Source organism: Colwellia psychrerythraea 34H (genome assembly GCF_000012325.1).
GTDB lineage: Bacteria > Pseudomonadota > Gammaproteobacteria > Enterobacterales > Alteromonadaceae > Colwellia > Colwellia psychrerythraea_A.
Genome location: NC_003910.7, coordinates 321,995 through 347,434, shown reverse-complemented (window position 1 = coordinate 347,434; position 25,440 = coordinate 321,995). Strand labels below are relative to the sequence as shown.

Sequence of the window (25,440 nt, the reverse complement as noted above, 5' to 3'; positions counted from 1 at the left end):
TTTTAGTTCTGATAAACTATTGCTATATTCTTATATTAAATAAATACGAGGGCTCACTTTTGGTTAAATCAAAGACAAGCAAAACGATGGAAAAAAGTTTTGATTATGACGTAATTATCATAGGTACAGGTCCAGGTGGTGAAGGCGCAGCAATGAACCTTGCTAAACGCCAGAAAAAAGTAGCCATCATTGAACGTTACCATCAAGTTGGTGGTGGTTGTACTCATTGGGGTACCATTCCATCAAAAGCATTACGTCAATCAGTAAGTCGTTTAATTGAATACAATTCAAACCCACTGTTTAATCAAAACGAACAAGTAAAACAACTTACCTTTCAAGATATCTTAAGCCATGCTTCTGCGGTAATTCAAAAACAAGTTAGCTTACGCAGTGGTTTTTACAACCGCAATCGCGTGGAACATATACAAGGCCAAGCTTCATTTATTGATGCACATACCATTAGCATTTCGCACCCAGATGGTTCAGTAGAAAAAATTTCAGCTAAACAAATTATGATTGCTACAGGATCACGACCTTATCGCCCTGATGATATCGACTTTGACCATCCTCGTGTTTATGATTCTGACAGTATTTTAAGTCTCAAGCATGCTCCGCAACATGTCATTATTTATGGTGCCGGTGTTATTGGTAGTGAATATGCTTCTATATTTAGAGGGCTAGGAGTAAAAGTCGATTTAATAAATACTCGTGAACGTTTACTGTCTTTTCTAGATACTGAAATGTCAGATTCACTCAGTTATCATTTATGGAACAGCGGCGTTGTCATCCGACATGGTGAGGAAATTGAACGTGTAGAATCCAGTGAAGATGCTGTAATAGTCCATTTGAAGTCGGGTAAAAAAATGCGCGCCGACTGTCTGCTCTTTGCCAATGGTCGTACAGGTAATACTGCCGACCTAAACCTCGCTGCTGCTGGTTTAAAAGCAGACGGTCGTGGTCAGCTAAAAGTAAATGATTGTTATCAAACTGAAGTAGACAATATTTTTGCAGTGGGAGACGTTATTGGTTATCCAAGTTTAGCAAGTGCAGCTTTTGACCAAGGCCGAATAGCCGCTTCTGCAATGGTTGATAGCAGTAGTAAAGCTAAGCTAATTGTTGATATTCCTACAGGTATATACACCATTCCTGAAATTAGCTCGGTTGGTAAAACTGAACAGGAGCTTACAGAAGCCAAAATACCGTATGAAGTTGGCCGTGCCCAGTTCAAACATCTTGCGAGAGCTCAAATATCTAATAACTTGGTTGGTTCTTTAAAGATTCTCTTTCACCGTGAGACTAAAGAGATTCTTGGCATCCATTGTTTCGGTGAAAATGCGGCTGAAATTATTCATATCGGTCAGGCTATCATGCAACAAACAAATGGTGGAAATACCATTGAGTACTTTGTTGAGACAACCTTCAATTACCCGACAATGGCAGAAGCATTTCGCGTTGCAGCCTTGAACGGTTTAAATCGTCTATTTTAAAAAATGACAAAGCCCTTTTTACTAGCGTGATAATTAAATATTTTTCACGCTAGTAATCTCCTCTTACTTGAAGAAAAGCACACTATGAAAAAATTCAGTTTAATGATTGCCGGTATATTATTGACTCAACCTTGCCTAGCAAGCGATAACTTTACTCTTTATCTTGTGAGACATGCTGAAAAGCAAGCTGATAGTAAAAATCCACCGTTAACACAATGTGGCGAAGAAAGAGCAAAACAGTTAGCAATGTTACTAAGTACAGCGAATATAAAATCTGTTTATAGTACGAATTATCAAAGAACCATGTCGACAGCAGCACCTTTATCCAGCAGACAAAACATTGCTATCAAGAATTATGACCCTAAACAACTTGAACAGTTTTCTTTGCATTTAAAAGATCACAAAGAAAATGCTCTAATTGTCGGACACAGCAATACTACCCCTCAACTGACTCAGTTGCTAAGCAATCAAAAAGTAGATGACTTAACGGAAAAAGAATACCAAATGCTCTATCAAGTTCAGTTTATTGAAGGGAGAAGCCAACTAACTCTATTAAACCAGCCTTTATCTTGTCTATAACCTTATAACAATTCCATTAAATTTATTCCCACCTCAGAGCTATGCCAGAAGAGTTATAACAAACAAAAATTTTTGTTGGTATAGTCATTCTATATCTCAAAAATTTGTGCAGTTATTGCTTTTCTGACAAGCTCCCAAGGGCGAGTACCTAATAAAAAGTAAAGGTTTACATGCTGTGTTATTGATTTTGACAAGGACGCTGCATGGATGCAGCTTATTAGAGAATGCAGGAGCATATTCTCCTGAATAACCATTCTCTTCAATCAATACCTAGCCTTTAAGCCTTTTAATTCTCGCTGAGTGGGAACTAACTTAATGGACTTGGTATTAATACTCAGCTCCTTTATTTTTTCCAGTGCTTTGACCTAACTTAATTAATTCAACATCGATAATTCTAAAAGGTTGGCCCCACTGTTGAATGGTCATCATATCTTTAATGACTTCACCTTTCACTTTCAGTACGGTGCCTTGTAATTTATATTGCTTAGCTAGATTCATGGGTAACAGTTTATCTCCAGCTTCAGAAGTTAAACCATAAAAGCCGCCTTCAAAATCATAATAGTTTACGGTGACTTGTTGCCAAGCTTGTTCTTTTTTACCTGCCACTTGGCTTTCTCCTGTCCTGAGTGTCTCTTGTATTTGAATTTTCTCATTACTTGCTTCAGAACAGCCAGTTAAAGCCAATGTAAGCATAATACTGAGTAATAAAGTTGGTGTTAACGTTTTTCTCATAATAATTGTCCAATAAAAAAGGCCATGGTAATTTTCATACCATGACCTTTATTTTTATTGTTGTCAAAATAATCAAAGACTAATAGAGATTAAGTGAGAATTCACCATTCTAATTAGTTAGTCATGATCATTAAGCCATATAATTTTCTGGCATGTCTAACGCAGCAACACCAGAGTCTACTGCTGCTTGGGCAACTGCCCTTGCAACTGCGCCACACAAACGAGGATCCATAGGCTTAGGAATTATATAGTCTTTACCAAAGCTAAGATCTTTCTCACAGCTTGCTTTAAGCACTTCTGCCGGTACTGGTTCTTTGGCAAGTGCTCTAATGGCATGAACCGCTGCTATCTTCATAGCATCATTAATAGTACGTGCACGCACATCTAAAGCGCCACGGAAAATAAACGGGAAACATAAAACATTATTAACTTGATTAGGATAATCAGAGCGGCCAGTAGCCATAATTAAGTCATCACGAGCAGCCAAAGCAAGCTCAGGTTTTATTTCAGGATCAGGATTCGAACAAGCAAAAACAATTGGTCTATCTGCCATAGCTTTTACTTGCTTTTGTGATAGAAGATCTGGACCTGAAACACCAACAAAAACATCAGCGCCTTCAATTACATCATCCAATGTTCTTTTGTCTGTATTGTTAGCGAATAATTTTTTATATTCATTAAGGTCATCACGACGGGTATGAATCACACCTTTAGTATCAAGCATGTAAATTTTTTCTCGCTGTGCCCCACACTTAATCAACAATTCCATACAAGCTATTGCTGCAGCACCTGCCCCTAGACAGACAATGTTAGCTTGTTTAATATCTTTACCCTGAATATCTAACGCATTCATCATACCAGCCGCAGTTACTATAGCAGTACCATGTTGATCATCATGAAATACTGGAATTTTACAGCGTTCTATTAGCGCTTTTTCGATGGCGAAACACTCGGGTGCTTTAATATCTTCAAGATTAATGCCACCAAAACTATCCGCTATGTTAGCAACAGTATTAACAAATTCTTCAACTGTTTTATGTTTTACTTCAATATCAAAAGAATCAATATTAGCGAAGCGTTTGAATAATAACGACTTGCCTTCCATAACCGGTTTTGAGGCCATAGGACCAATATTACCCAAGCCTAATACTGCAGTGCCATTAGTTATTACAGCGACAGTATTACCTTTTCCTGTATATTTATAAACATCGTCTGGATTGTTTGCTATCTCTCGACAAGGTTCAGCAACACCCGGACTATATGCGAGTGACAAGTCTTGGCTGGTTTCTGCTGCGGTAGTCAATGAAACACTGATTTTTCCTGGTGTCGGCAATGCATGGTAATCAAGTGCTTGCTGGCGTAGATCTGTCATGAGAATTCCTAATGCGTTATTAATAGTGTTAGTTTTGTTGTTATTGCAAGTATAGCCATGTTTTTTTTATTATTGTTATTAACACTAGCTTTTACTTACTTATATGGTATTTCATATAGATAGAGTAATTCAAGTCTGTTTTACTATATAACCTCCATCTAAGCTATAACCAATGTAACGCTAGCGATCGATAAAATCATATCAATTTGATAAATACTGGCTATTTATAACTAAGTAGTGTCGTATAAATATCACTTAGTAAAGTTCAAATAGGCTTAGACCCGTTTTAAGTACATTATCTAGCAACAAGTCTTATATATTGGACTATGATAATACAAGTGAATTAATCTAGACATTCGATCACTTAACATACCTATATCAGTCGGATTAATTAATTGACCAACTTAGCGCTACGCTAGCGGGCTTAGATCAAACGAATGATTAAGCATAGTTATTCTATATTTAATTCATTCTTTGATGTTAGCAGTTTGCTATTATGCTCCCAAAGGACGAGCTTAAAAGGCTTATTTACGACGTTATTGATATTAATCAGCACGGTACACGGATGTAACTTTCTAGAGAATGCAGACGGTACAGGAAGTACCCTATTAGATAACGCAGGAGCAATTATTCTGAAAAAGCCTCTATTCAAACAATCCTTTGCTTCTAAGCCTTTTAATTATCGCTAAGTGACTAATAAATCAGTCCGATTGTTACTCATGATATTCTTAAAAAATTTTCCAAAAAAAAGCCCAACACTTGGTTGGACTTTATTATTAAGAAATCACTTTCCCTTTTCTTTATTAGATAAGGGAAACTAAAGTTATCCTTTAAAGAAAAGGGTTCACTTTAATAATCGTTTCAACACGATCAGGACCGGTAGAGATAATGTCTACTGGTATACCGGTAATTTCTTCAATTCGCTTGATATAAGCAAGGGCATTTTCAGGTAAAACATCAACTGATGTTGCACCAACAGTGCTTTCAGTCCAACCTGGCATCTCTTCATATACAGGCGTGATTTTATCATAACCTTCAGCTGCCGTAGGCGGTACAGTGATAATATCACCAGCTTCAGTTTTGTAACCTGTACAGATTTTTAATGTTTCTAATCCATCTAGTACATCAAGCTTAGTTAAACAGAAACCTGTTACACTATTTACTTGAATAGCACGATGCATTGCAACAGCATCAAACCAGCCACAACGACGCTCACGTCCTGTAGTTGCACCAAATTCATGACCTACAGTACCTAAGTGGTTACCAACTTCATCATCCAATTCCGTAGGGAAAGGACCTGAACCTACACGTGTAGTGTAAGCTTTGGTGATACCTAAAATGTAATCTAAGTGACGAGGACCAACGCCACACCCTGTAGCAACACCACCAGCAGTAGTATTCGACGAAGTTACGTAAGGATAAGTTCCGTGGTCGATATCAAGTAAAGTACCTTGAGCACCTTCAAACATAATAGATTCGCCGGCTATGCGGGCTTGGTCTAAAATCTCTGAGATATCAGCGGTCATTTTTTTAATCGTATCAGCAACAGCTAGTGCATCAGCTAGTACTTCTTCATAATTCACTGGCTCAACTTTATAGTAGTTAACCAATGAGAAGTTATGATATTCAACAATTTCTTTTAGTTTAGCCGCAAATGTCTCTGCACAGAATAAATCACCAACGCGTAAACCACGTCGTGCAACCTTATCTTCATATGCAGGGCCAATACCACGACCTGTAGTACCAATAGCTTTATTACCGCGAGCAACTTCACGCGCAACATCTAAAGCATTATGATAAGGAAGAATCAATGGACAAGCATCGCTGATAAGCAAACGTTCACGTACAGGTACGCCTTTTGCTTCTAGCATGGTGATTTCTGTCATTAATGCTTTAGGACATAGCACTACACCATTACCAATTAAACATTTTACGTTATCACGTAAAACGCCTGATGGAATAAGATGTAATACGGTTTTTTCACCGTCAATTACTAAAGTATGACCAGCATTGTGACCACCTTGATAACGAACTACGTATTTAGCTTTATCGGTTAGTAAGTCAACGATCTTACCTTTACCTTCGTCACCCCATTGAGTGCCGAGAACAACTACATTTTTGCCCATGTTTTTCTATTTCGTAAGAAAATTAGGCGAAGATTTTACCAAATAAATATTTATAGTCCAAGTTAAAAAAGCAGCTTTTTGAGCTAATCTTCTACCTGTTCTTAAAATAATCAATTAAGTTAACAACTTAGCTAAAAATTAATCGTAACCCCAAGGGGTAACTGGAGTGCTAATTGGCTTTGTTACATCGAAATCGACTCTAAACTCTCTACCTTGACGGATTAATCGATAAGTAAATTTTTCTGGGTATATGTACATTTGCCATGTATTGCCGATTGACTGTGGAATGCCTTGGTCGACAAAAAGCTCTTTAGAGTACTGATCTGCCGGAAAAGATTGCATTTCAGCCCAACCGGCATCATTAGTATGTCCTCCATACATAGTTGATTTATCATTACTTCCATCTTTTTGACGATGATCATGCTTTAATGATAATCCTGAGCCAGTTTTAGTGATAATCCATGTACGTGATGCATCATCACCCACATGAAACGGTACTTGTAATTGATTGTCTGTACATTTTCGTACATGCATAATTAATTTTTTATTTGCAAAGCTCCCTCCTGCAGCATTATCCACGGTCACCTTACCTTCATAAGACTTACCGCAATGTTTCCTTATACTGTTAAAAAAATCATCTTGAGTCTGTATTGAAACTAATGGGGCTTCTGTTGCCAGTAATGATGCCGCCATCGGTAATGATACAATTACAGCAATTACATATTTTATTATTGTCATATTTTTACCTTTTAAATTCATGTATCCAGGATCATAGCACTAACATTTAAAGCGTAAGATCTGGTATTTTTATTGGTGAATATATCAGAAATAGATAGTAAAATTTGTTTTATAATGTTCACTTATAAATGGACGATACCTTACATTAGTCATATTTCACTATAATTCAGACAAAAAAAAGCCAGCAATTATGCTGGCTATTATCGATAAATCACTGGTTACTATTTTTTAACGTCACTGCCGTCTTTCAAAAAACGGAAGAATTCGCTATCAGGTTTAACCACCATGATATCATTTTTACTATTAAAGCTTTTTTCATAAGCCTCAAGACTACGATAGAAACTATAGAAATCTGCATCTTTGCTGTAAGCATCTGCATAGACTTTTGCTGCTAGTGCATCACCTTCACCACGGACCGTAAAAGAGTTCTTTTGTGCTTCTGCTAACATTACTGTCACTTTAGCATCAATAGTAGCGCGAATAATCTCTGCTTGCTCTTGACCTTGTGATCTATGTTCTTTAGCAACAGCAGTTCGCTCAGCACGCATACGCTCATAAATAGACTGACTTATTTCTGTCGGTAGGTTAATCGCTTTAATACGGACATCAACAACTTCTATGCCAAGATCTTCACGGCTACTCGCAGCACTTTCTAGCGCTTTACTCATTATCGCGTCACGATCACCTGAAACGATTTCTTTAATGGTGCGGTTACCAAACTCTGTACGTAACCCGTTATTCACTTTTTGCTTTAATAATGCACGAGCATTATCTACAGAGCCTGAAGTACGTAGGTAGTATGTAGAGAAATCAACAATGCGCCATTTCACAAATGAATCGACCATTAAATCTTTTTTCTCTGAAGTAACAAAACGATCTGCTGGTTCATCCAATGTTTGAATACGTGCATCTAACTTACGTACTGTCTCAATAAATGGAATTTTGAAATGTAAACCTGGTTCATACACCATCATTTCATCAGTAGCACTATCACGCTTAATTTTTGAGAATTGAAATACGATGCCACGTTGGCCTTCGTAAATAACAAAAACTGACGATACAGCTAAGATAAGAAGTAGTGATATTATAGCAATGAAAAAATTCTTCATTTCTTAGTTGCCCCCATTATTAAATCTATCAGAGCGACCTGATGATGAAGTAGGTGATGTATTTACATTAGTATCATTTACCGGCGCATAAGTAGTTTTACCACTACTATTGCTGGTATTTTGTTGCTGTATAATCTTATCTAAAGGTAAGTACATCATATTATTACCACCCTCAACATCAACCATGACTTTACTTACATTGCCATACACTTTTTCCATAGTAGCAATATATAAACGTTCACGTGTTACTTTTGGCGCCGCTTGATACTCAGGTAATATTTTCTCGAAACGAGCGACTTCACCTTGTGCATCAAGTACTATTCGACTTTTATAAGCAATAGCTTCTTGTTCCATACGCTTAACACGACCACGGGCACGTGGTTCAATGCCTCGAGCATAAGCTTCAGCTTCACGTAAGAAACGAACTTCATCTTCTTGTGCTGAAATAGCATCATCGAAAGCATCTTTCACTTCGTTTGGTGGACGAGCGTCCTTAAAGTTAACATCAACAATAATTAAACCTAGGTTATAAGGTTCAATTATTTTATCTAACTCTTCCCAAACTGACTGACGAATAGACTCACGACCGCTGGTTAAAATGTCATCCATTTTAGCATGACCGACAACATAACGAAGTGCACTATCAAGCGATTGATTTAAGCTATCATCTGCATTGGTAACACTGAAAATATATTTACGCGCATCAACTACACGATACTGAATTTGCATTTCAACACGTACTACATTTTCATCTTTGGTTAACATAAAACCTGATGACGGCATATCACGCGTGCTTTGCATATCAACCGGAATAATACGATCAACAAAGGTCCATTTCCAGTTAATACCTGGCTCAACAGTACCTGAATATTCTCCAAATCTTAGTACAATGCCCTGTTCTGCTTCTTTAATGGTATAAAAACCGCTAAACGCATAAACCACAGATGCAACAATAAGAAGGATAGATATTCCGATACTGGAAAAACTTTTACCTGACCCAGATCCACCTTTGGTAGTTTTGCCACCAAAGATCCCGGTAACTTTTTTACCAAGATCATTAAGAAGTTCATCTAAATCCGGTGGCCCTTGATTCTTGCCACCTTTATTTTTCCAGGGGTCTTTATCATTATTCCCCGGTTCGTTCCAAGCCATATTGTTCTCCACTAAAATCGGCGAAAGTAAAATTATCGCCACTACAATTAAAATATATTTATATTAATGTTCAATATAATCGACTAACTCACTGTACTTAGTTGAAATTAATCTTTCCCACTCACGTGACGGCATATTAACCTCTAGGTGACAGTGACCTTGTTCATCATAAGTCTCGCTAGTAACGCAATTTAACTTGTATAACTCACCACGTAGTTTTCCTGCACTTGGCGGTATACTTAACTGGTGATTCACTACCTGTATATCTAGACGTTCAGCGAGTGCAGTAAATAACAGTTCAGTACCAATATTTGCCTGTGCAGATAACCAAACACGAATTGGCATGCCTTGATCATCTCTGTCTATTCGCGGTTCAATATCATCTAAATTATCAATTTTATTACAAATAATTAGCTGAGGCACATCGTTCGCCTCTATCTCTTTAAGCACATATTCTACTTGTTCAATATTCTCACTGCGCCTATCATCTGAAATATCAACCACATGTAATAACAATTCGGCTTCACGGGTTTCTGTAAGCGTTGCTTTAAACGCAGCAACTAAATCATGCGGTAAGTGACGAATGAAACCAACAGTATCAGCCAAAATAACACGGCCTACACCGAATAAATCAATTTTTCTTAACGTTGGATCTAAGGTAGCAAACAACTGATCTGCTGCATATACATCAGATTGTGTTAATGTATTAAACAGCGTTGACTTACCTGCATTGGTATATCCAACTAAAGATAAAGTTGGTAACTCTGCCCGAGTTCTCGCTCTTCTTCCCTGCTGCCTTTGTACTTCAACTTTGCCTAAACGTTTACGAATATTAACCATACGTTCACGCAATAAACGTCTATCTGTTTCTAGCTGAGTTTCACCTGGTCCTCTAAGACCGATGCCACCTTTCTGTCTTTCTAAGTGAGTCCAACCTCGAATCAAGCGACTACTCATATGACGCAATTGTGCTAATTCAACTTGTAGCTTGCCTTCATGAGTTCTAGCGCGTTGCGCAAAGATATCAAGAATTAAGGTTGTGCGATCAACCACTCTACATTCACATAATGCTTCAATATTCTTTTCTTGAGACGGCGTTAAACTATGATTAAACAGAACTACATTAGCGCCAACTAAATGAACAGCATCACGAATTTCTTCGGCTTTACCTGAGCCAACAAAAAAACGGGGGTGAGGAGTATTTCGTTTACCAGTCACAACGGTTAACGCTTGTACACCAGCAGAAGACACTAACATTTTAAATTCGCTTAGGTCTTCTCTACTGCTTTCATCTGGAAAGTCTAAATGAACAAGTACGGCTTGTTCACCCGCTTGATAACGTTCAAACAATAGCGTTAAACCCTAGTACCATGATTAATCGTTCTCAAAAGAATAAAAAACTTTAAGCATCTGACGATTGATCGTCTGGGCCAGGTACTGGTGCTGTATTAACAGCGCGAGAAGGTACAACGGTAGATATAGCGTGCTTATATACCATCTGACTAACCGTATTCTTAAGGAGAATTACAAACTGATCGAACGATTCTACTTGTCCTTGTAACTTAATACCGTTAACTAAATATATTGCAACTGGAATGCGATCACGACGTAACGCATTTAAAAATGGGTCTTGCAAAGACTGCCCTTTTGCCATTATATGGTCCCTTTTATTATTATTAAACATTACTGGTAAACTTAAAACTCAGTAATAAAGTATCTGAAAAACTTGCTATGAAAACAACATAACAAAATGTTATATAAAATAGCTAACAAATTAATTATACATCAATTTTCAACTATTGCTTTATATTTGCGCGCCCTTTAATGCTTTGCCTCAAGCAGTGATAAAACTTGTGCTAAATTGGTTTTATCATCCGTTGTGAGCCAGTGTAAATCAGGCCAATTTCTTAACCAAGTCAGCTGTCTTTTAGCTAACTGTCTGGTTGCACAAACGCCACGGAAAATCATTTCATCGTGGTCAAATTCACCTTCAAGGTGTTGCCACATTTGTCGGTAGCCCACACAACGAATAGAAGGTAAATCTTGGTGTAAATCATCTCGTGATTTTAATTTAATCACTTCCTGCTCGAATCCCAAATCTATCATTTGCTGATAGCGTAGTGCAATTCGTTCATGTAGCGTGCTGCGTTCCCTGGGAGTTATAGCTAATTGTAGAACATCGCCGGCGAGCTTAGCACCTTTTATTTGTGTCAATTGTGTCAAAGTGTTACTCGTCAACCTGTACACTTCTAACGCTCGCGTTATACGTTGTGGGTCATTCGGGTGTATTCGTTCAGCTGAAACCGGATCTATTTCAGCTAGCTGATCATGCATTGCTTGCCAGCCTTTTGATAAAGCCTCAGCTTCGATTGCTTGGCGTATTTCTGGATTTGCTGTCGGTAGAGGGGAAATCCCCTCAATCAAACTTTTGAAATACATCATAGTTCCGCCGACCAATAATGGAATTCGACCATTACTCCTGATCTCAGCAATCTCAACTAGTGCATCACGACAAAAGTCGGCAGCTGAATAACTTTCACTCGCATCACGTAAATCGATAAGTCGATGAGGATATTGCACCAATTCCGATTTTGTCGGTTTAGCTGTACCAATATCCATATCGCGATAAATAAGCGCAGAGTCAACACTGACTATATCGCAAGGTAATGCGTCTTTCAGTGCCATTGCCAAAGCGGTTTTACCCGATGCAGTTGGTCCCATTAAACAAATAACAGGTGGCTGGTTTGATTCTGTGATGCTTTGAACTGACACGAATACTTAACTCTTATTGAGAATTACTAAAATAACGTCTTAATATGTGATGTGAGGTCAAGAGGGATAGAATTCAAGAGTAATTGCTGACTAAGTTGTTCATGGAACAGTTTTTTCGTAAGTCTTAATAAAATATCAGCTTGTGTTTCATCATACTCAGCCAAAACCATTGCTAAACCAATGCTTTGATGTAAGTTAGTTTCACAAAGAGCCTCTCCTTCGGTAAAACTTCGTTTTTCGATCAACTCTTCAATAATTATTATTAGCGCATTACTTACATCTTGCTCACGTAATAACGCGGGAAATTGCCTGATTTGTATTTTATTTTTATGCTGTTGGATAAACACTATGCCCGCATTTGAGAGTATTTCTTGCTCTGCTAATACAAAACTAAGCTGTTGCTCAGAAAGACTTAAAATCACAGGTAATAACAACGGTTGACTGACCAAGCATTCAACAGGACAATCTGATTGCTCGGTTTTATTCTGCCAGCTTTGTTCAACCAGCTTACCGTAAGTACTTTTCGCTAACTTAAATAATGATAAAACTCTCACACCATTTTCTGTTTTATACAGTGCATATCCTGGCTGGTGTACACTTAAAAAAGCACTCTGGTCAGTAGAGTTTTGCAGGGTCGTAGTCTCATGCTTCTGTGCACTTGCTTGATCAGAGCCACTCGTATTTTGAACTTGAGCTGAACTCCCCTTATCAGGCGTCATTAATGCTTGATAGTTAGACGCTGCAATTTTAGAAATAGCATTAGTTTTGTGTTGTTGACCGTAGCCACTATAACTAGATGTTGATTGACTATTACTTGCATCATTTACATGCTGTAATGGTCTAATATAATCTGCACTTGGGTAATTTAGAGTAGGAGTATTGGATGAATGGCTTCCTTGTCTATCGTTTGCGCCTAACGAGGAATAAGACTGCTCTGGTACTAAGGCAAGATCACTATCAGCTGTAGTAAATAGTTCTTCACCTGCTAAGGCTGACGTCAACGCTTTATGACAAACAGAATAAATAAAGTCATGAACATAACGGCTTTGATGAAAGCGTACTTCATGTTTTGATGGATGGACATTTACATCCACTTCTCGATGATCAAGCTGTAAAAACAATACAAATGCAGGGTAAGTATCAGGTGGTAATAAATCCGCATATGCTTGGCGAATAGCATGATTAATTAACTTATCCCGCATCATTCTGCCATTAACATAACTATAACAAAGATCGTTTTGGCTGCGCGAGAAACTAGGTTTAGCTAACCAGCCTGATAATGTCATATTATCATGCGGGCAATCTACTTCAACAGCATGTTCAATAAACTTTGGGCCACAGACCATAGCAACACGTTTAATACATTGTGCGTGAGTACTCGCCATCCGATATTGACGAACAGTATTACCGTTATGGGTTAGGCTAAAGCTAACTTCAAAGTGAGCAAGTGCAATCCGGCGCACTACTTCATCTATATGATTAAATTCGGTTTTTTCGGTACGTAAAAATTTCCGTCTAGCTGGAGTATTGAAAAACAAGTCCAGTACTTCAATACTAGTGCCGTCTGGGTGAGCTGCAGGTTTTATATTGACTGACATATCCCGCCCTTCAGCAACAGCTTGCCACGCAGTTGCTTGAGATTGCGGCTTAGACGTTAACGTTAATCGCGCAACTGAACTTATACTGGCTAACGCTTCACCACGAAAGCCTAAGCTACCAATAGCTTCTAAGTCATTTAGGCTTTTAATTTTACTGGTTGCATGACGACTTAGTGCCAACGTTAACTCTTCTTTAACTATGCCATGACCATTATCAGTAATTTTTATCTTTTTGATGCCTCCTTTATCAACATCAATATGTATAGATGTTGCCCCAGCATCTAAACTATTTTCAATCAGCTCTTTAATAACAGAGGCGGGGCGTTCAACCACTTCACCAGCAGCAATTTGGTTAGCCAAACGTGCAGGCAATATAGCAATAGTCATAGGAGTTTATCCAGTACGAGGAATTTTTAACGTTTGACCAATTCTTAATGAATTAGTTTTTAATTTATTGATAGATTTAAGTTTGCTCATAGATATATTATAACGTTTGGCTAGTACCGATAGTGATTCTCCACTGCGTACCTTGTGCTTTTTATACCCCACCGATGCAAAATAAGAACCGGTCAATGGGTGCGCTAAAAAGTGCTTTTTGATACCACCGTGGATTGCATTCGCTAAACGTTGCTGGTGTTTAGACCAAGTTAAATTTTTCTCTTCTTTGTGATTTGAGATAAAACCTGTTTCAACTAATATTGAAGGAATATCCGACGATTTAAGCACTGCAAAATTACCATTTTGCGGTGTTGACTTATGCATTTTGGTGATTTTTTTCAGCTCTTTTATAACATTATTAGCCACACCAAAACTTACCCCTAAAGAATGCTCTTTGCTCATATCTGCTAAAGCTAATGCTAAGTGGCTATCTGAAGTGTTTTTGATTACCCCACCGCCACCACCAAGTAATTCTGATTTTTTCTCTCTATTTACCAACCACCTTGATAACTCTGACTCAGCACGACTTTTCGTTACTACCCAAACTGAGGCACCACTAGGTCCTGGAGTATGAAAAGCATCCGCATGTATTGAAACTAAAAAATCGACATGCTTATCCCTAGCTAGGCTAGTGCGACGATTCAAATTAACATAATAATCGCCACTGCGGATCATCACCGCTTTCATGCCTTTTTCTTTGTTGATTACTTTTTGTAATTTTTTAGCTATCGCTAAGGTAACTCTTTTTTCATAGGTACCTTTACCACCGATTGAACCAGGATCTTCACCACCATGGCCAGCATCAATACCAATAATGATATCGCCAACACTCTTTTTTGGTTTAGAAACATTCTTTTTACTACGGTTTTTATCGTAAAGATCAATCACCAGTCGATGTCCGTATTGTCCCGCAGGTGCTAGCGGGAAAACGGTAAGCTGATAAGATTTAGTTAATTCTAATACCAAACGAGTTTTGCCTTTATTCACGCTTGAACGAAAAAGTTTTACTCGTGGGTCGTTAACGGCAAGATTTTTTAAAGCTACGGTGTTTTTTGTATTGGTAAAATCAATTACCAATCGATTTGGTTTACTGAGAGTAAAAAATTTATAATCTGGTTTTTTCTTTACATCAAAAACAATACGAGTATTTTCCGGCGCGGGCCAGACACGAATGCCATCAATGCTATTTGCAGCATAGGTATTCACTGAAAGTAAACTTAATACAGCAACACATAGAAAACTAAGCGCACGTAGCCTTGCTATTGATAGGAGAATTCTCCGATACATCCAACTAACCCCAATTTTTATAACTTTATAATTTCTGCAAGCGCTGTGATCACTTGTTCGCCATGAACAGTTTCGGCTTGCAGCTTGATGACTCTTTGTTCATCTTGATAAGCTATATTAATGATTAAATCTGCTTTAGCCAATAGTCCTGTACCTTTTTCTGGCCATTCAATAAAGCAGCAACAGTCATTATTAAAATAATCTCGAATCCCCATATATTCTAATTCTTCAGCATCAGCAAGACGATATAAGTCAAAATGAAAGACTCGCCACTCCCCTAATTCATAAGGTTCAACTAAAGTATAAGTAGGGCTTTTTACATTACCTGTATGGCCCATACCCCGAACAAAACCTCGCGTAAGGGTCGTTTTTCCTGCGCCTAAATCACCGTTAAGATAAACTACTAATGCTTGCTGAACTGTGGCATTTTTAAGTACTTCAGCCAATCCTGAACCAATGGCAATGGTGGCAGCTTCATCAGCTAAAAAATATTCTAATTGCTTCATTTTACTTTTCTATGTTTATTGCGACTATTATTACAACGTTAATGATTTGGCACTTTTCCATTGAGCAATTGCTGCAATGGTATAAATAAATCACTTGCTAACAAGCCACGCTGACCATTCTTATTGGCTATAATATCAGCTGCAGCACCATGAATATATGCCGCTAGGCATGTTGAGTAAAAATTATTATCACTTTGCATCACTAAAGCACTAATAATCCCGCTTAATACATCACCCATACCACCTGATGCCATTCCCGAATTACCTGAATTATTGATAACAACGCGCTCACCATCTGAAATTAAAGTACCCGCCCCTTTAAGTAAGCAAATACCGCCATATTGTTTAGCGATAGCGCGTACTGCCGAAAAGCGATCTGCCTCAATACTTGCCACATCACATTGTAATAAAGCCGCGGCTTCTTTGGGGTGTGGTGTTAATACCCAATGATTGCATTGTTGTTTGGTCTCACTTAATAGTATTAAAGCATCAGCATCAATGACCGTAGTTTTATTTTGTGTCTGGCTAGTTTTACTTATTAACTCAAATAGCTGTTTAGCTTGATCGCTTTGCCCTAACCCTGGACCTACTAGGTACGCTTTTGCTTTATATAGTTGGGTTGATGCCTCTAATAAAGCACTAGTTTCTGGCGCTAACATCAACTCAGGTCGACCATTCATGATGAACATTTGATTATTTTTATGACAACTCACGGCAACTAAACCTGCACCACATCGCAAAGCTGATTCACTGGCAAGACGAATTGCCCCTGGCATTGTATCGCTTCCGCCTATAGTCAACAATAATCCACTATCCCCCTTATGGCTGCTAGGTAATCGCTTAGGTTGGTTCAAGGGCAATTTATATTGGGCATAGTGATTATTGGTTTGCACTTGTTTAGTGAAAGCATTATTCATAGCCAAAGGTGCCAAGAATAGCTCACCGACAAAATTAGCTGCCTGACCCGTTAACAAACCTTGCTTATAAACAATGAAGGTTAGCGTTATATCAGCAATAATGGCTTGTCCTTCAATGCTTTCCCCTTGTACTTCACCTGTTGTTGCACAAAGCCCAGAAGGTACGTCGATACTAATTACCTTGGCTTTTTGATGATTAATACTGGTGACAAACTCTTGCAGTCGCGGTGTTAGTTGACCGGTAAAACCAATGCCAAATAAGGCATCAACAATTACCTCTCCAGAAAAATCATTGATAATGGCTAAGCTCTCAGCATGTTTATTCACCCTATCCTCAACGATTAGTGATACTCCTGCGAAGATCATTGCTTGATAGGCCGATAAAGCATCACCTTTTAACTGACTCACATCACAAGTAAGTAAAACACTCACCTTTATCTTTGCTTGGTGCGCTAATTTAGCAACGACAAAACCATCACCACCATTATTTCCTTTACCACACAGTATTAATAAATGCTTCGCATTAGGCCAACTAAGCGATAATTGTGTAAAAACTGCAGCACCTGCGCTGTGCATAAGTTCATACATTGCTATACCTTGACTTCGCGCAACATTCGCTTCGTTTTTCAAGACCTGATTAGCAGTATACACAGACGTCACGGGTGGCTTTTGTGATAAACTTAGTGATAATTTCATGGTGATACCAATTTGACTAACTTTGTTCCTACCCAGAGCTTGTCAGCGGTTTGAGAACAAATTGAATTTTTTTACATTATAGTTATTCTATATGAAAGAAATTCAGTGCGGTTATCGAATCGCTGACAAACTCCCGAAGGGCGAGTTTAAAAGGTTTACATGCTACGTTATTGATTTGGATAAGGGAATAACCATTCTCTTCAATCAATGCCTTGCCTCTAAGCCTTTTAATTCTCGCTGAGTGGGAAGAAACTTAATCAAAATGGTATTAGCTTAACCTCAATCAATGGTTCAACAAACGAGCTGAAACTGGCTTTATTTTATGACAATGTCTCCTATTAACTATCAAGAATTAGCAGAAAAAATCAAGTGCTGGAGTAAAGAATTAGGTTTTTCTGATTTAGGCATCAGTAATATCGATCTATCCGCACATGAAAGTATGTTAGAGCGTTGGTTGGCTAATGGCTATCACGGCAATATGGATTATATGGCGCGCCATGGTTTAATGCGTGCTCGACCCGCCGAATTAGTGCCTGGTACCATTAGAGTTATTAGCGTACGTTTAGATTACCTGCCGCATAATGCTAAATTTGCTAGTATTTTAAAAGATAAAAACAAAGCTTATATTAGCCGATATGCGCTAGGACGTGATTACCATAAATTAATGCGTAAACGCTTACAGCAATTAGGAAAAAAAATAGTAGAACACTGCAGCGACTTTAACTGTCGACCCTTCGTTGATTCAGCCCCAGTAATGGAAAGGCCACTGGCAGAAAAAGCTGGATTGGGCTGGGCTGGTAAACATACTTTATTAATCAACAAAGAAGCTGGCTCTTGGTTTTTCTTAGGTGAGCTCTTTGTTGATATTCCTTTGCCGATTAGTCGAAATGAGTATAGTGAAAGTGCTATCAAAGCCATTGAAACACAAACAAAAACGAATGACTGTGGCACATGTGTAGCTTGCATTAAGATTTGTCCTACTAAAGCAATTGTTGAGCCATACACAGTTGATGCCAGACGTTGTATTTCTTATTTCACCATTGAATCACCTGACGCAATACCTATAGAGTTACGCCCCTTAATGGGGAATCGTATTTATGGCTGTGATGATTGCCAATTAATTTGTCCTTGGAACAAGTACGCGAAACTTAGTCTTGCCGATGACTTTCAAGCAAGAAATAACCTGGATGACATCAGCTTGCTAGAACTGTTCGCTTGGTCTGAAGAATATTTTCTCAATACTTTGCAAGGGTCTCCCATAAGACGTATTGGTTTTCAAAGTTGGCTACGAAATATTGCGGTAGCATTAGGTAATGCACCCTATAGTGATGTTATTGTAACTGCATTAACCGAAAAAAGACCTGATGCAAGTGACCTCGTTGTTGAACATATTAACTGGGCACTTGTACAGCAAAGCGATAAAAAAATGCTCTCAGAGAAGGTAGCAGCAGAGCAAGCTAAAAACCATAGATTAACACTGCGCTTAATCCGTTCTGTTGAGAAAGGTCTTCCTAGAGATGCCTAACGCTATAAAAATATATACGAATTAATTAATTGTAATTTTATTAAGTATATCTATATCAGCTTTAGCTTCGTCTAACTCGTGCTGCAGACTCAACAACTTTTTAATCGCTTCATTTTTTTCAGCGCTTACTTTTTTCTCTCTCGCTTTACTATCCGCTAGTTGTTGTTGTGTTTTTGTGAGGGTCGCCATCACATTAGCAATGTCGGTATTTTGAGCAAATTTTTGGTCATCTCTCGCATTAACAAAATCATCATCCGCTAAATTTAACAGCTCTCTAGATTTGAAACTAAAATAATCGACTATCAAGCGCCCAACAAGAATCAAGCAAGTTAAAAGAAAAACGACAAAGTATTGGTTTTTTTCAAGAGATGCCACAGAAGTGGTAACTTTCATTAAAAAACCTCCTTGAGCATCTATAAAATAACTAAATAGCTGATTATGCCAAACAACCCAAGTGAGAATATAAATGACAATAAAACTAGGAGCGGGGTTTTGCTGTTCGGTAAAAGAGAGTATTGATTTGAGTGTTTTCTTATTAATCACGAAAAGTCCTTTATTCGATTAGATGTTCAATTTCAAAAAATTTATATTAGGGTAAACGATAGAAGTAAAAGTGTCTATTACACAGCCTTAGCTATTTAATTTACTCTGCTCATCTTCTTGTCTTTGTTGGCACAACGTTGTGATTTTCTGCTTTTCTTCATCAGAATAGCTACGCCAAGAAGTGATTTCATCAATGTAACGAAAGCAACCTAGACACATGTCATCACTGTCTAAGCAGCAATTACGTACACACGGGCTGTCAGTTAGTTTTATTTGGTTATTGCTATTATGATTACTCAAGATAGTCCTTAGAAGTTTATGATAATAATACTTTTTCCATGCACTTAAATTAAGCGATAGTAACTGCATGTTGACTAATTTCATCAACTGCTTGTTTCGTTTTACTTAATAAAGTTATTTGTACCTTTTCATTGTTATCTACCCCTTGAGTAGTAAGCAATGTCTGCCAATGCTGGCAAAGCTGCAATAGGTGATCAGCAGCAAGTATTCTACCATTAACCAATAATGCCTTGATAATAGCATCAACTTTTTCAACATCGTTAACCGTAAACGCTTGGCTTAATTCCTCTACAAGCACAATATTTTCAGTTGTATATTCTTCAAGCATGAAAATAGCCAATTCAGCAGAACCCTGATGTTTCAAGTAACGTTCAAAGTTAAAACTATCCGCTTGATTTAAGAATGTTAATGCAAGTTCATCTTCAGCTATAGCGCCAATGTTATTACTACTGCTAGTAACTTGTGTCACTTGCTCTTCAGGAGTATAGCTCCCACAACATTGTTCTTTTATCCAAGGGGTCATTGCCGTAACTAGTTCACTTACGCTACTTTCAGCACTTAACTCCCCCAACACCCAGAGAGGATAATTTTCAGATTGAGCTTTAATATCTACCCGATTTTCTAAACTAAACACTCCACGTGTTATGGCGACTATAGCAGAGTGTTCCTCTCCCTCATCAATCGTAAATCTAGTGAAGGGCTGACATTCTATCTCTGTTATCAGTACCGCGAAACGACCACTTTGCCAATGTTGTTGTAACATTAATTCACAACTGACAAAGGTAATTTGTAATCCCATACCTTGCAGCAATTGCTGCAAACGCTGATACTTTTCAGGTGCCGTTACTGCAAGTAATACCTCTATAGGCCTAACAAAATATTTAGCTGCTAATTTTACAACATCCTTTTCAATATCAGCTAAGTGATCCGGTAATGACAATACGGGATAATGAGATCCTTGTTGATTATCCGCAACCGCTATGGGTAAAGTGAAACTAAAGTTATAAGCTTTTTCGGTTAATTTAGCGCTAACATCATAGCCGTGCTGGTTTTTCAATAAAGTAAAGAAGTAGTCTCCAAGCTCACTTTGCTCGGTACTATCATCACTGAAAGCTTGCAACGCTTGTGGCAAACATACTATGTCACCTTCATCTTGAATTTGGCCAGTAAAGCATATTTTTTGTTGACCATTATTTTTATCAACCAACTGTAAATTGAGCGATAACTGACTATTTTTTTGCTGAGAGAACAGCAACATGATAAAAACGCTAAACATTTCACTGAATAATGCTACATCTAGGTTTACCTTAGGGAGAATTTTTTCATCAATATTCACCGAAATTTTATTATTACAGAGAATTAACTCATTACGTGAGTTAAGCACAATAGCCTGAATGAGGGCTACAAGATTCACATCACTTAATGTCAACAAGGCATCACTACTTTGTAAATAGCGATAATAACTTGCTTGCCTTAATTGTCTGACTAAATCCAGGCCTTGATAGTGAGCATTATTCAAGTGATTATCTGCTTCGCCAGCATCATCTTTATTGCTAGCGCCTATCTTTGTCGCAATTGAGCTAACTCCTAATAAAACTAACTGCTTTATCGCAGCTAGATGAAGATCTTTACAGCGCTGCTGTTCAACTAAGAGCTCTGATGTGGATTTTTCTGACGAGTCAAACTTAATGATTCTCTCTTCCAACATTTGATTTTTATCAGTAAGCGCTAAGTACTCCTCTTCATTGTGATTGTAGGAATTTATCTGTTGAATTTTTTTTATTAACTGTTCAGTTTCAGCACTATACAGGGCATGATTAGGTAGCTTGGAGAGACTACCTTTTCCTTCAACTGTCAATGAGCTAGTTTCATTTTCTATGATACGAGTAATACAGTTGACACTAAATTGACTAGCCACTTTTATTTTTCTTCGAATTAACAAAAGTAAACCGGCAAGACTGATAAGTACAACAGTAAAAGCAGTAACTACCCATTTTGGTAACAGGTTAAACAATACAGCTTCTTTATTGATTCCTGCATAATCACTAATTGCCAATACAGCCCCCCCCTGCTGGCTTCCTAACAGCTTATCGATAATATTTTTCAATTGTTCCTGTTGGACAAGAAGCTGTTGTTGATACTTTTCTATTAAGTGTAAGTTATCTTGCCATTTAGCCAATAAATCGTCTTTTAATATTAGATCTTCAAAACGAATGAAGTCTCTGACAATGTCAGCCATTCCTTGGCTTTCGTACTGTTGATTTGCCAATTGCTTGGCATAATCAGTAATAAACATTTCATCCATTTGTTTGCTTAACTGTTCAAACTTTCTAAATGTCGTATTTAAATCCAAACGTTTAAGTTTCGCTACTACATTGGTGAGCTGACTTTCTACTTTGGATAACAGCACTGCTTGCTTTGAGTTTGTCTGTTGTTTATTCAATTGGATATTAATGGCATCAAGTAAAGTATCAAGTTGAATTAATGACTTAGATTTTACTAATTCGTTATTTGTATGACTTGATTCAATACGTGTAAGTAGGTCCATAGCATGATTATTACTAGAAAACCATTGTTGATAACTATTTTTATATTCAGATTTTAGTAATGATAGTTTTTTACTTTGTAGAGAAAGTGCTTGTTGAAGAGGGATCAAATCATTCGAATCGATATTTTTCAATATGCTATCAATAAGCTTATCAGCATTAATCAGGTAAGTTTGTTGTAGATATTGTGTTTGTAATGAAAAAAGCTGTTCAGTTATTGACGTTTGAGAGTGTTTGTACTCCTGTGCTAAAAAAAACACTATTGTGGATAATCCAACAACAATAACCAAAAAAATGACAATAAGATAAGCAGTAAAAAATTGATGAAAGTGCTTAACCTTACTTCCAGCTTTATAGGTCTGCGTACTCTGTAAATTATTCACGTTTGTAGTTGCTTCGTTTGTATTCATTACTCGTCAATATAGTTCAGTTCCCTTGCAGCACATTTTATACTATACCCGGTATCATTCAAAGTGCAGGACTCTGAAACATCCATCTTGATTGGTAATGAGTATATTTAGACTAGCAATTTTATTATGTATTTATTGAAAAAGACTACTTATCAATTTGTGCAGCCAATTCTTCAATAGAAGCTTCAGAAAATACTTTGATGCCATGTACTCGTAAAAGTTTGGTTGTTACTCCTTCCCCAATAATCTTTTTCTGACTAAATGTTCCGTCATAAATAGTATTACTACCACATGAGGGGCTTGATTCCTTTAATAGGGCTAATTGAATATTATGCTGCTGACATAAATGTAGTGCAATTTTAGCCCCTTTATCAAACTGTTCAGTGACATCAATAGATTCTATCGTGATGACTTGCTTTGTGTTCGGGTCTATTTCTGCAGGTGGTCTCGGAACAGGTAACCCTGAAATAACTTCAGGACATATAGAAATTAAGCGACCTTGTTTTTGCCATTGCTGCAATAGTTTGTTCACAAGTGGTTTCACCACTCCGTTATAACGAACGCGCTCACCTAAAAAGCATGAGCTGATTAAAATCTTATTAATGGGTTGCTCACTTATTTTCATTATTTTGTCATAGCCAAGTGAAGGGTTGCTAATTGCTCTGTACTTGGACTATCTTGCCCTTCGATCCAGCATGATTGACTATAGTAATCAAAGTTCAACACAAAATTATTATTATCCCAGCGAAAGCGAATGTTTTCCCGATCAGCGCCAATAATCTTCTCTTGCATAGTAACTGGCATGATAGGTAAAAATAGCAGGTCAATTAATGTTGCGATATTTTCTTGGCACCAGTCGTTTTTAAATGTTACGTTCAAGTAGTCTACTTGATATGTTAACGACTCAAGACTTTGTGGAATTGTAACGGAGTTCATAATCACCAATGTTCATATCTTGTAAAATATAGTTAATTATACGACTAAAGTTTGATGTTAATCAGGGCTTTTGACAAAAAAATCCACGACAAGTTCCTCTAATTTTCATATACTCAAGAGAGAATTTTATCTTTGTAACTCAGCTATCATGCTTGCATTTGACCTTGGTTACAAATACCTTAGAACCAAAGAGAGTGAAACTATGAATAAACTTATGTTTGCTGTTGCAACAGCGACGGTTATGATGGCATCTCCTGTATTTGCTGGTGATGCAGCAGCTGGTAAAGCAAAATCAGTAATGTGTGCAGCTTGTCACGGTGCTGCTGGTGTTTCTGCTGTACCAACTTACCCTAACTTAGCGGGTCAAAAAGAAGCTTACCTTACAAAGCAACTTAACGACTTTAAATCAGGCAAACGTAACGACCCTACAATGAAAGGTATGGTTATGGCGCTTTCTCCTGCCGACATGGAAAACTTAGCGGCTTACTACGCTAACATGAAATAAGCTTTCGCTTTTTCAAGTCCTATAAAAAGCCCCAGTTTAACTTAGTTAAACTGGGGCTTTTTTGTATGTGGCTATTAATCCTCTAGTCTAGAGAACACAAAAGCATCTAACCTTTAGTTATTACTGACCCTTGGTCCAATATGACTTCACTTTCATATTCCTATATTGCAGGTATAAAAAAACCTCCTAACGGAGGTTTTTTTGTCTAAAGCTTGATTAATAGTCAAACCAATAAAGTTTGCTATTTAGCAATACTAAGCTTTACGATGAGCTGCGCCAGCTAAGCCTAAAAGACCTAAGCCGAAAATAGCTAAACTAGTAGGTTCTGGGATAGAGTTACCTGAAGCAACGCCACCCCCAATACCGTATAGGTTATTTTGAAAGTCTACAGTGGCAGCAAAACCAAGATCTGAACCAAAAAGCTGAGAATCAGTATCAAAATATTCAGCCGCTGCACCGCCACTAACACTCCAAAATGAATCTAAATGACCTACTTGGGCTGTATATCCAGGACCTTGTTGTAAGGTATCAAAGCCTAGAGATAAAAATAAAGAACCATCCGCAGCAGCATCTGAGTCAACTTGTGAGGCAAAGCCGCCCAGATCAAAATTTGCCGTATTATCAAAGTAAATATTTAAAAAACCTGTACTTGCTGAAGCAGCTAAATCATATACAGAGCCATCAGTGAGGTCATTATCAAAAAGCATGCCACCAAAAGTAACAGTCAATTCACAAGTAGTACAAACAAAATCTGTTTTTCCATTAAAGCGAGTAATTTCGCCTACACCTTGTAGCATTGAGCCTACTGTACCTGGAAATGCTGGAGTAATAATTGGAGCTCCCGATGAATTAAGCCCTGCAGTAGAAAACCATTGAGCAAATTCAACAGCACCAATAAAGTCAGTTGCTAACAAAGTCTGATAATCAGGGTCCCAAGTTACACCACCAACTGTGATCTCTGATGCTGAAGCTGAAATACTTGACAATACTAATGCACCTGCAGTTAATATTTTAGAAAACTTATTCATAATTTATTGTGTCCTTTATTTAATGTGCTTTTATTAACATAAAACTATTTTAGTTAATATTCATTCTGTCAACTAATGCACGTACCGTACCAAAAAAATAAAAAGCTTAATTATCAAAAATTAAGAGATAAAATACAA

23 protein-coding genes are annotated in these 25,440 nt (G+C 37.6%); 4 read left to right on the top strand and 19 right to left on the bottom strand.

Features of this window, described 5'->3' with window-relative positions; genetic code table 11:
- Window positions 1–59: 59 nt before the first annotated feature.
- A complete protein-coding gene (gene sthA, locus CPS_RS01530; protein WP_274377085.1) occupies window positions 60–1,487 on the top strand; it encodes a Si-specific NAD(P)(+) transhydrogenase in 1,428 nt (475 codons plus the stop codon).
- Window positions 1,488–1,571: 84 nt separating this feature from the next.
- Complete coding sequence (locus tag CPS_RS01525; protein ID WP_011041206.1) at window positions 1,572–2,066, top strand: SixA phosphatase family protein; 495 nt, start codon at window positions 1,572–1,574, stop codon at window positions 2,064–2,066.
- A gap of 327 nt (window positions 2,067–2,393) precedes the next feature.
- On the opposite strand, the gene CPS_RS01520 is transcribed toward CPS_RS01525, so the two are convergent.
- From CPS_RS01520 to CPS_RS01460, 13 genes are all read right to left on the bottom strand, one after another.
- Window positions 2,394–2,798 (bottom strand): hypothetical protein, encoded by a 405-nt coding sequence (locus CPS_RS01520; protein WP_011041205.1) that lies wholly within the window; start codon window positions 2,796–2,798, stop codon window positions 2,394–2,396.
- A gap of 130 nt (window positions 2,799–2,928) precedes the next feature.
- Window positions 2,929–4,170, bottom strand: a complete 1,242-nt coding sequence (locus CPS_RS01515; RefSeq protein ID WP_011041204.1) for a malic enzyme-like NAD(P)-binding protein — start codon at window positions 4,168–4,170, stop codon at window positions 2,929–2,931.
- A gap of 830 nt (window positions 4,171–5,000) precedes the next feature.
- On the bottom strand, window positions 5,001–6,296 hold the full coding sequence (locus tag CPS_RS01510) for an adenylosuccinate synthase (protein WP_011041203.1): 1,296 nt from the start codon (window positions 6,294–6,296) through the stop codon (window positions 5,001–5,003).
- 138 nt (window positions 6,297–6,434) lie between these two features.
- A complete protein-coding gene (locus tag CPS_RS01505; protein ID WP_085961199.1) occupies window positions 6,435–6,989 on the bottom strand; it encodes a hypothetical protein in 555 nt (184 codons plus the stop codon).
- Window positions 6,990–7,255: 266 nt separating this feature from the next.
- Window positions 7,256–8,143 carry a protease modulator HflC gene (gene hflC, locus CPS_RS01500; RefSeq protein ID WP_011041201.1) on the bottom strand — a complete coding sequence of 296 codons (888 nt, stop codon included), beginning with the start codon at window positions 8,141–8,143 and terminating at the stop codon, window positions 7,256–7,258.
- A gap of 3 nt (window positions 8,144–8,146) precedes the next feature.
- Window positions 8,147–9,295: an FtsH protease activity modulator HflK gene (gene hflK / locus CPS_RS01495; RefSeq protein WP_011041200.1), complete on the bottom strand. Its 1,149-nt coding sequence runs from the start codon at window positions 9,293–9,295 to the stop codon at window positions 8,147–8,149.
- 63 nt (window positions 9,296–9,358) lie between these two features.
- Window positions 9,359–10,645, bottom strand: a complete 1,287-nt coding sequence (hflX, locus tag CPS_RS01490; protein ID WP_011041199.1) for a ribosome rescue GTPase HflX — start codon at window positions 10,643–10,645, stop codon at window positions 9,359–9,361.
- Window positions 10,646–10,697: 52 nt separating this feature from the next.
- On the bottom strand, window positions 10,698–10,949 hold the full coding sequence (gene hfq / locus CPS_RS01485; RefSeq protein ID WP_011041198.1) for an RNA chaperone Hfq: 252 nt from the start codon (window positions 10,947–10,949) through the stop codon (window positions 10,698–10,700).
- A gap of 167 nt (window positions 10,950–11,116) precedes the next feature.
- Window positions 11,117–12,016, bottom strand: a complete 900-nt coding sequence (gene miaA, locus CPS_RS01480; protein WP_420794793.1) for a tRNA (adenosine(37)-N6)-dimethylallyltransferase MiaA — start codon at window positions 12,014–12,016, stop codon at window positions 11,117–11,119.
- A gap of 77 nt (window positions 12,017–12,093) precedes the next feature.
- Window positions 12,094–14,052: a DNA mismatch repair endonuclease MutL gene (mutL, locus tag CPS_RS01475; protein WP_011041196.1), complete on the bottom strand. Its 1,959-nt coding sequence runs from the start codon at window positions 14,050–14,052 to the stop codon at window positions 12,094–12,096.
- A 6-nt stretch (window positions 14,053–14,058) separates the two neighbouring features.
- Window positions 14,059–15,390 (bottom strand): N-acetylmuramoyl-L-alanine amidase, encoded by a 1,332-nt coding sequence (locus tag CPS_RS01470; RefSeq protein WP_011041195.1) that lies wholly within the window; start codon window positions 15,388–15,390, stop codon window positions 14,059–14,061.
- Window positions 15,391–15,407: 17 nt separating this feature from the next.
- Complete coding sequence (gene tsaE, locus CPS_RS01465) at window positions 15,408–15,896, bottom strand: tRNA (adenosine(37)-N6)-threonylcarbamoyltransferase complex ATPase subunit type 1 TsaE (RefSeq protein ID WP_011041194.1); 489 nt, start codon at window positions 15,894–15,896, stop codon at window positions 15,408–15,410.
- Between the two features lie 38 nt (window positions 15,897–15,934).
- Entirely contained in the window at window positions 15,935–17,509 is a 1,575-nt protein-coding gene (locus tag CPS_RS01460) for a bifunctional ADP-dependent NAD(P)H-hydrate dehydratase/NAD(P)H-hydrate epimerase (RefSeq protein ID WP_011041193.1), read from the bottom strand.
- Window positions 17,510–17,831: 322 nt separating this feature from the next.
- Here CPS_RS01460 and queG point away from each other — a divergent pair, with 322 nt between their 5' ends.
- Window positions 17,832–19,034, top strand: a complete 1,203-nt coding sequence (gene queG, locus CPS_RS01455; RefSeq protein ID WP_420794788.1) for a tRNA epoxyqueuosine(34) reductase QueG — start codon at window positions 17,832–17,834, stop codon at window positions 19,032–19,034.
- 21 nt (window positions 19,035–19,055) lie between these two features.
- On the opposite strand, the gene CPS_RS01450 is transcribed toward queG, so the two are convergent.
- The 5 genes from CPS_RS01450 to CPS_RS01430 form a co-directional block, all read right to left on the bottom strand.
- A complete protein-coding gene (locus tag CPS_RS01450; protein ID WP_238383579.1) occupies window positions 19,056–19,577 on the bottom strand; it encodes a hypothetical protein in 522 nt (173 codons plus the stop codon).
- 87 nt (window positions 19,578–19,664) lie between these two features.
- Window positions 19,665–19,877 carry a DUF1289 domain-containing protein gene (locus tag CPS_RS23065; RefSeq protein ID WP_011041190.1) on the bottom strand — a complete coding sequence of 71 codons (213 nt, stop codon included), beginning with the start codon at window positions 19,875–19,877 and terminating at the stop codon, window positions 19,665–19,667.
- A gap of 49 nt (window positions 19,878–19,926) precedes the next feature.
- Window positions 19,927–22,806, bottom strand: a complete 2,880-nt coding sequence (locus CPS_RS01440; protein ID WP_187148284.1) for a hypothetical protein — start codon at window positions 22,804–22,806, stop codon at window positions 19,927–19,929.
- A 172-nt stretch (window positions 22,807–22,978) separates the two neighbouring features.
- On the bottom strand, window positions 22,979–23,458 hold the full coding sequence (locus tag CPS_RS01435) for a DUF523 domain-containing protein (protein ID WP_011041188.1): 480 nt from the start codon (window positions 23,456–23,458) through the stop codon (window positions 22,979–22,981).
- Window positions 23,458–23,769 carry a DUF3630 family protein gene (locus tag CPS_RS01430; RefSeq protein WP_138140218.1) on the bottom strand — a complete coding sequence of 104 codons (312 nt, stop codon included), beginning with the start codon at window positions 23,767–23,769 and terminating at the stop codon, window positions 23,458–23,460. The genes CPS_RS01435 and CPS_RS01430 overlap by 1 nt, the downstream gene beginning before the upstream one ends.
- A gap of 202 nt (window positions 23,770–23,971) precedes the next feature.
- Here CPS_RS01430 and CPS_RS01425 point away from each other — a divergent pair, with 202 nt between their 5' ends.
- The gene (locus CPS_RS01425) at window positions 23,972–24,274 is read left to right on the top strand and encodes a c-type cytochrome (protein WP_011041186.1); all 303 of its coding nucleotides are present in this window, start codon (window positions 23,972–23,974) and stop codon (window positions 24,272–24,274) included.
- A gap of 254 nt (window positions 24,275–24,528) precedes the next feature.
- On the opposite strand, the gene CPS_RS01420 is transcribed toward CPS_RS01425, so the two are convergent.
- Window positions 24,529–25,302, bottom strand: coding sequence for a PEP-CTERM sorting domain-containing protein (locus CPS_RS01420; RefSeq protein ID WP_041736557.1), 774 nt, complete (start codon window positions 25,300–25,302; stop codon window positions 24,529–24,531).
- Window positions 25,303–25,440 lie beyond the last annotated feature (138 nt).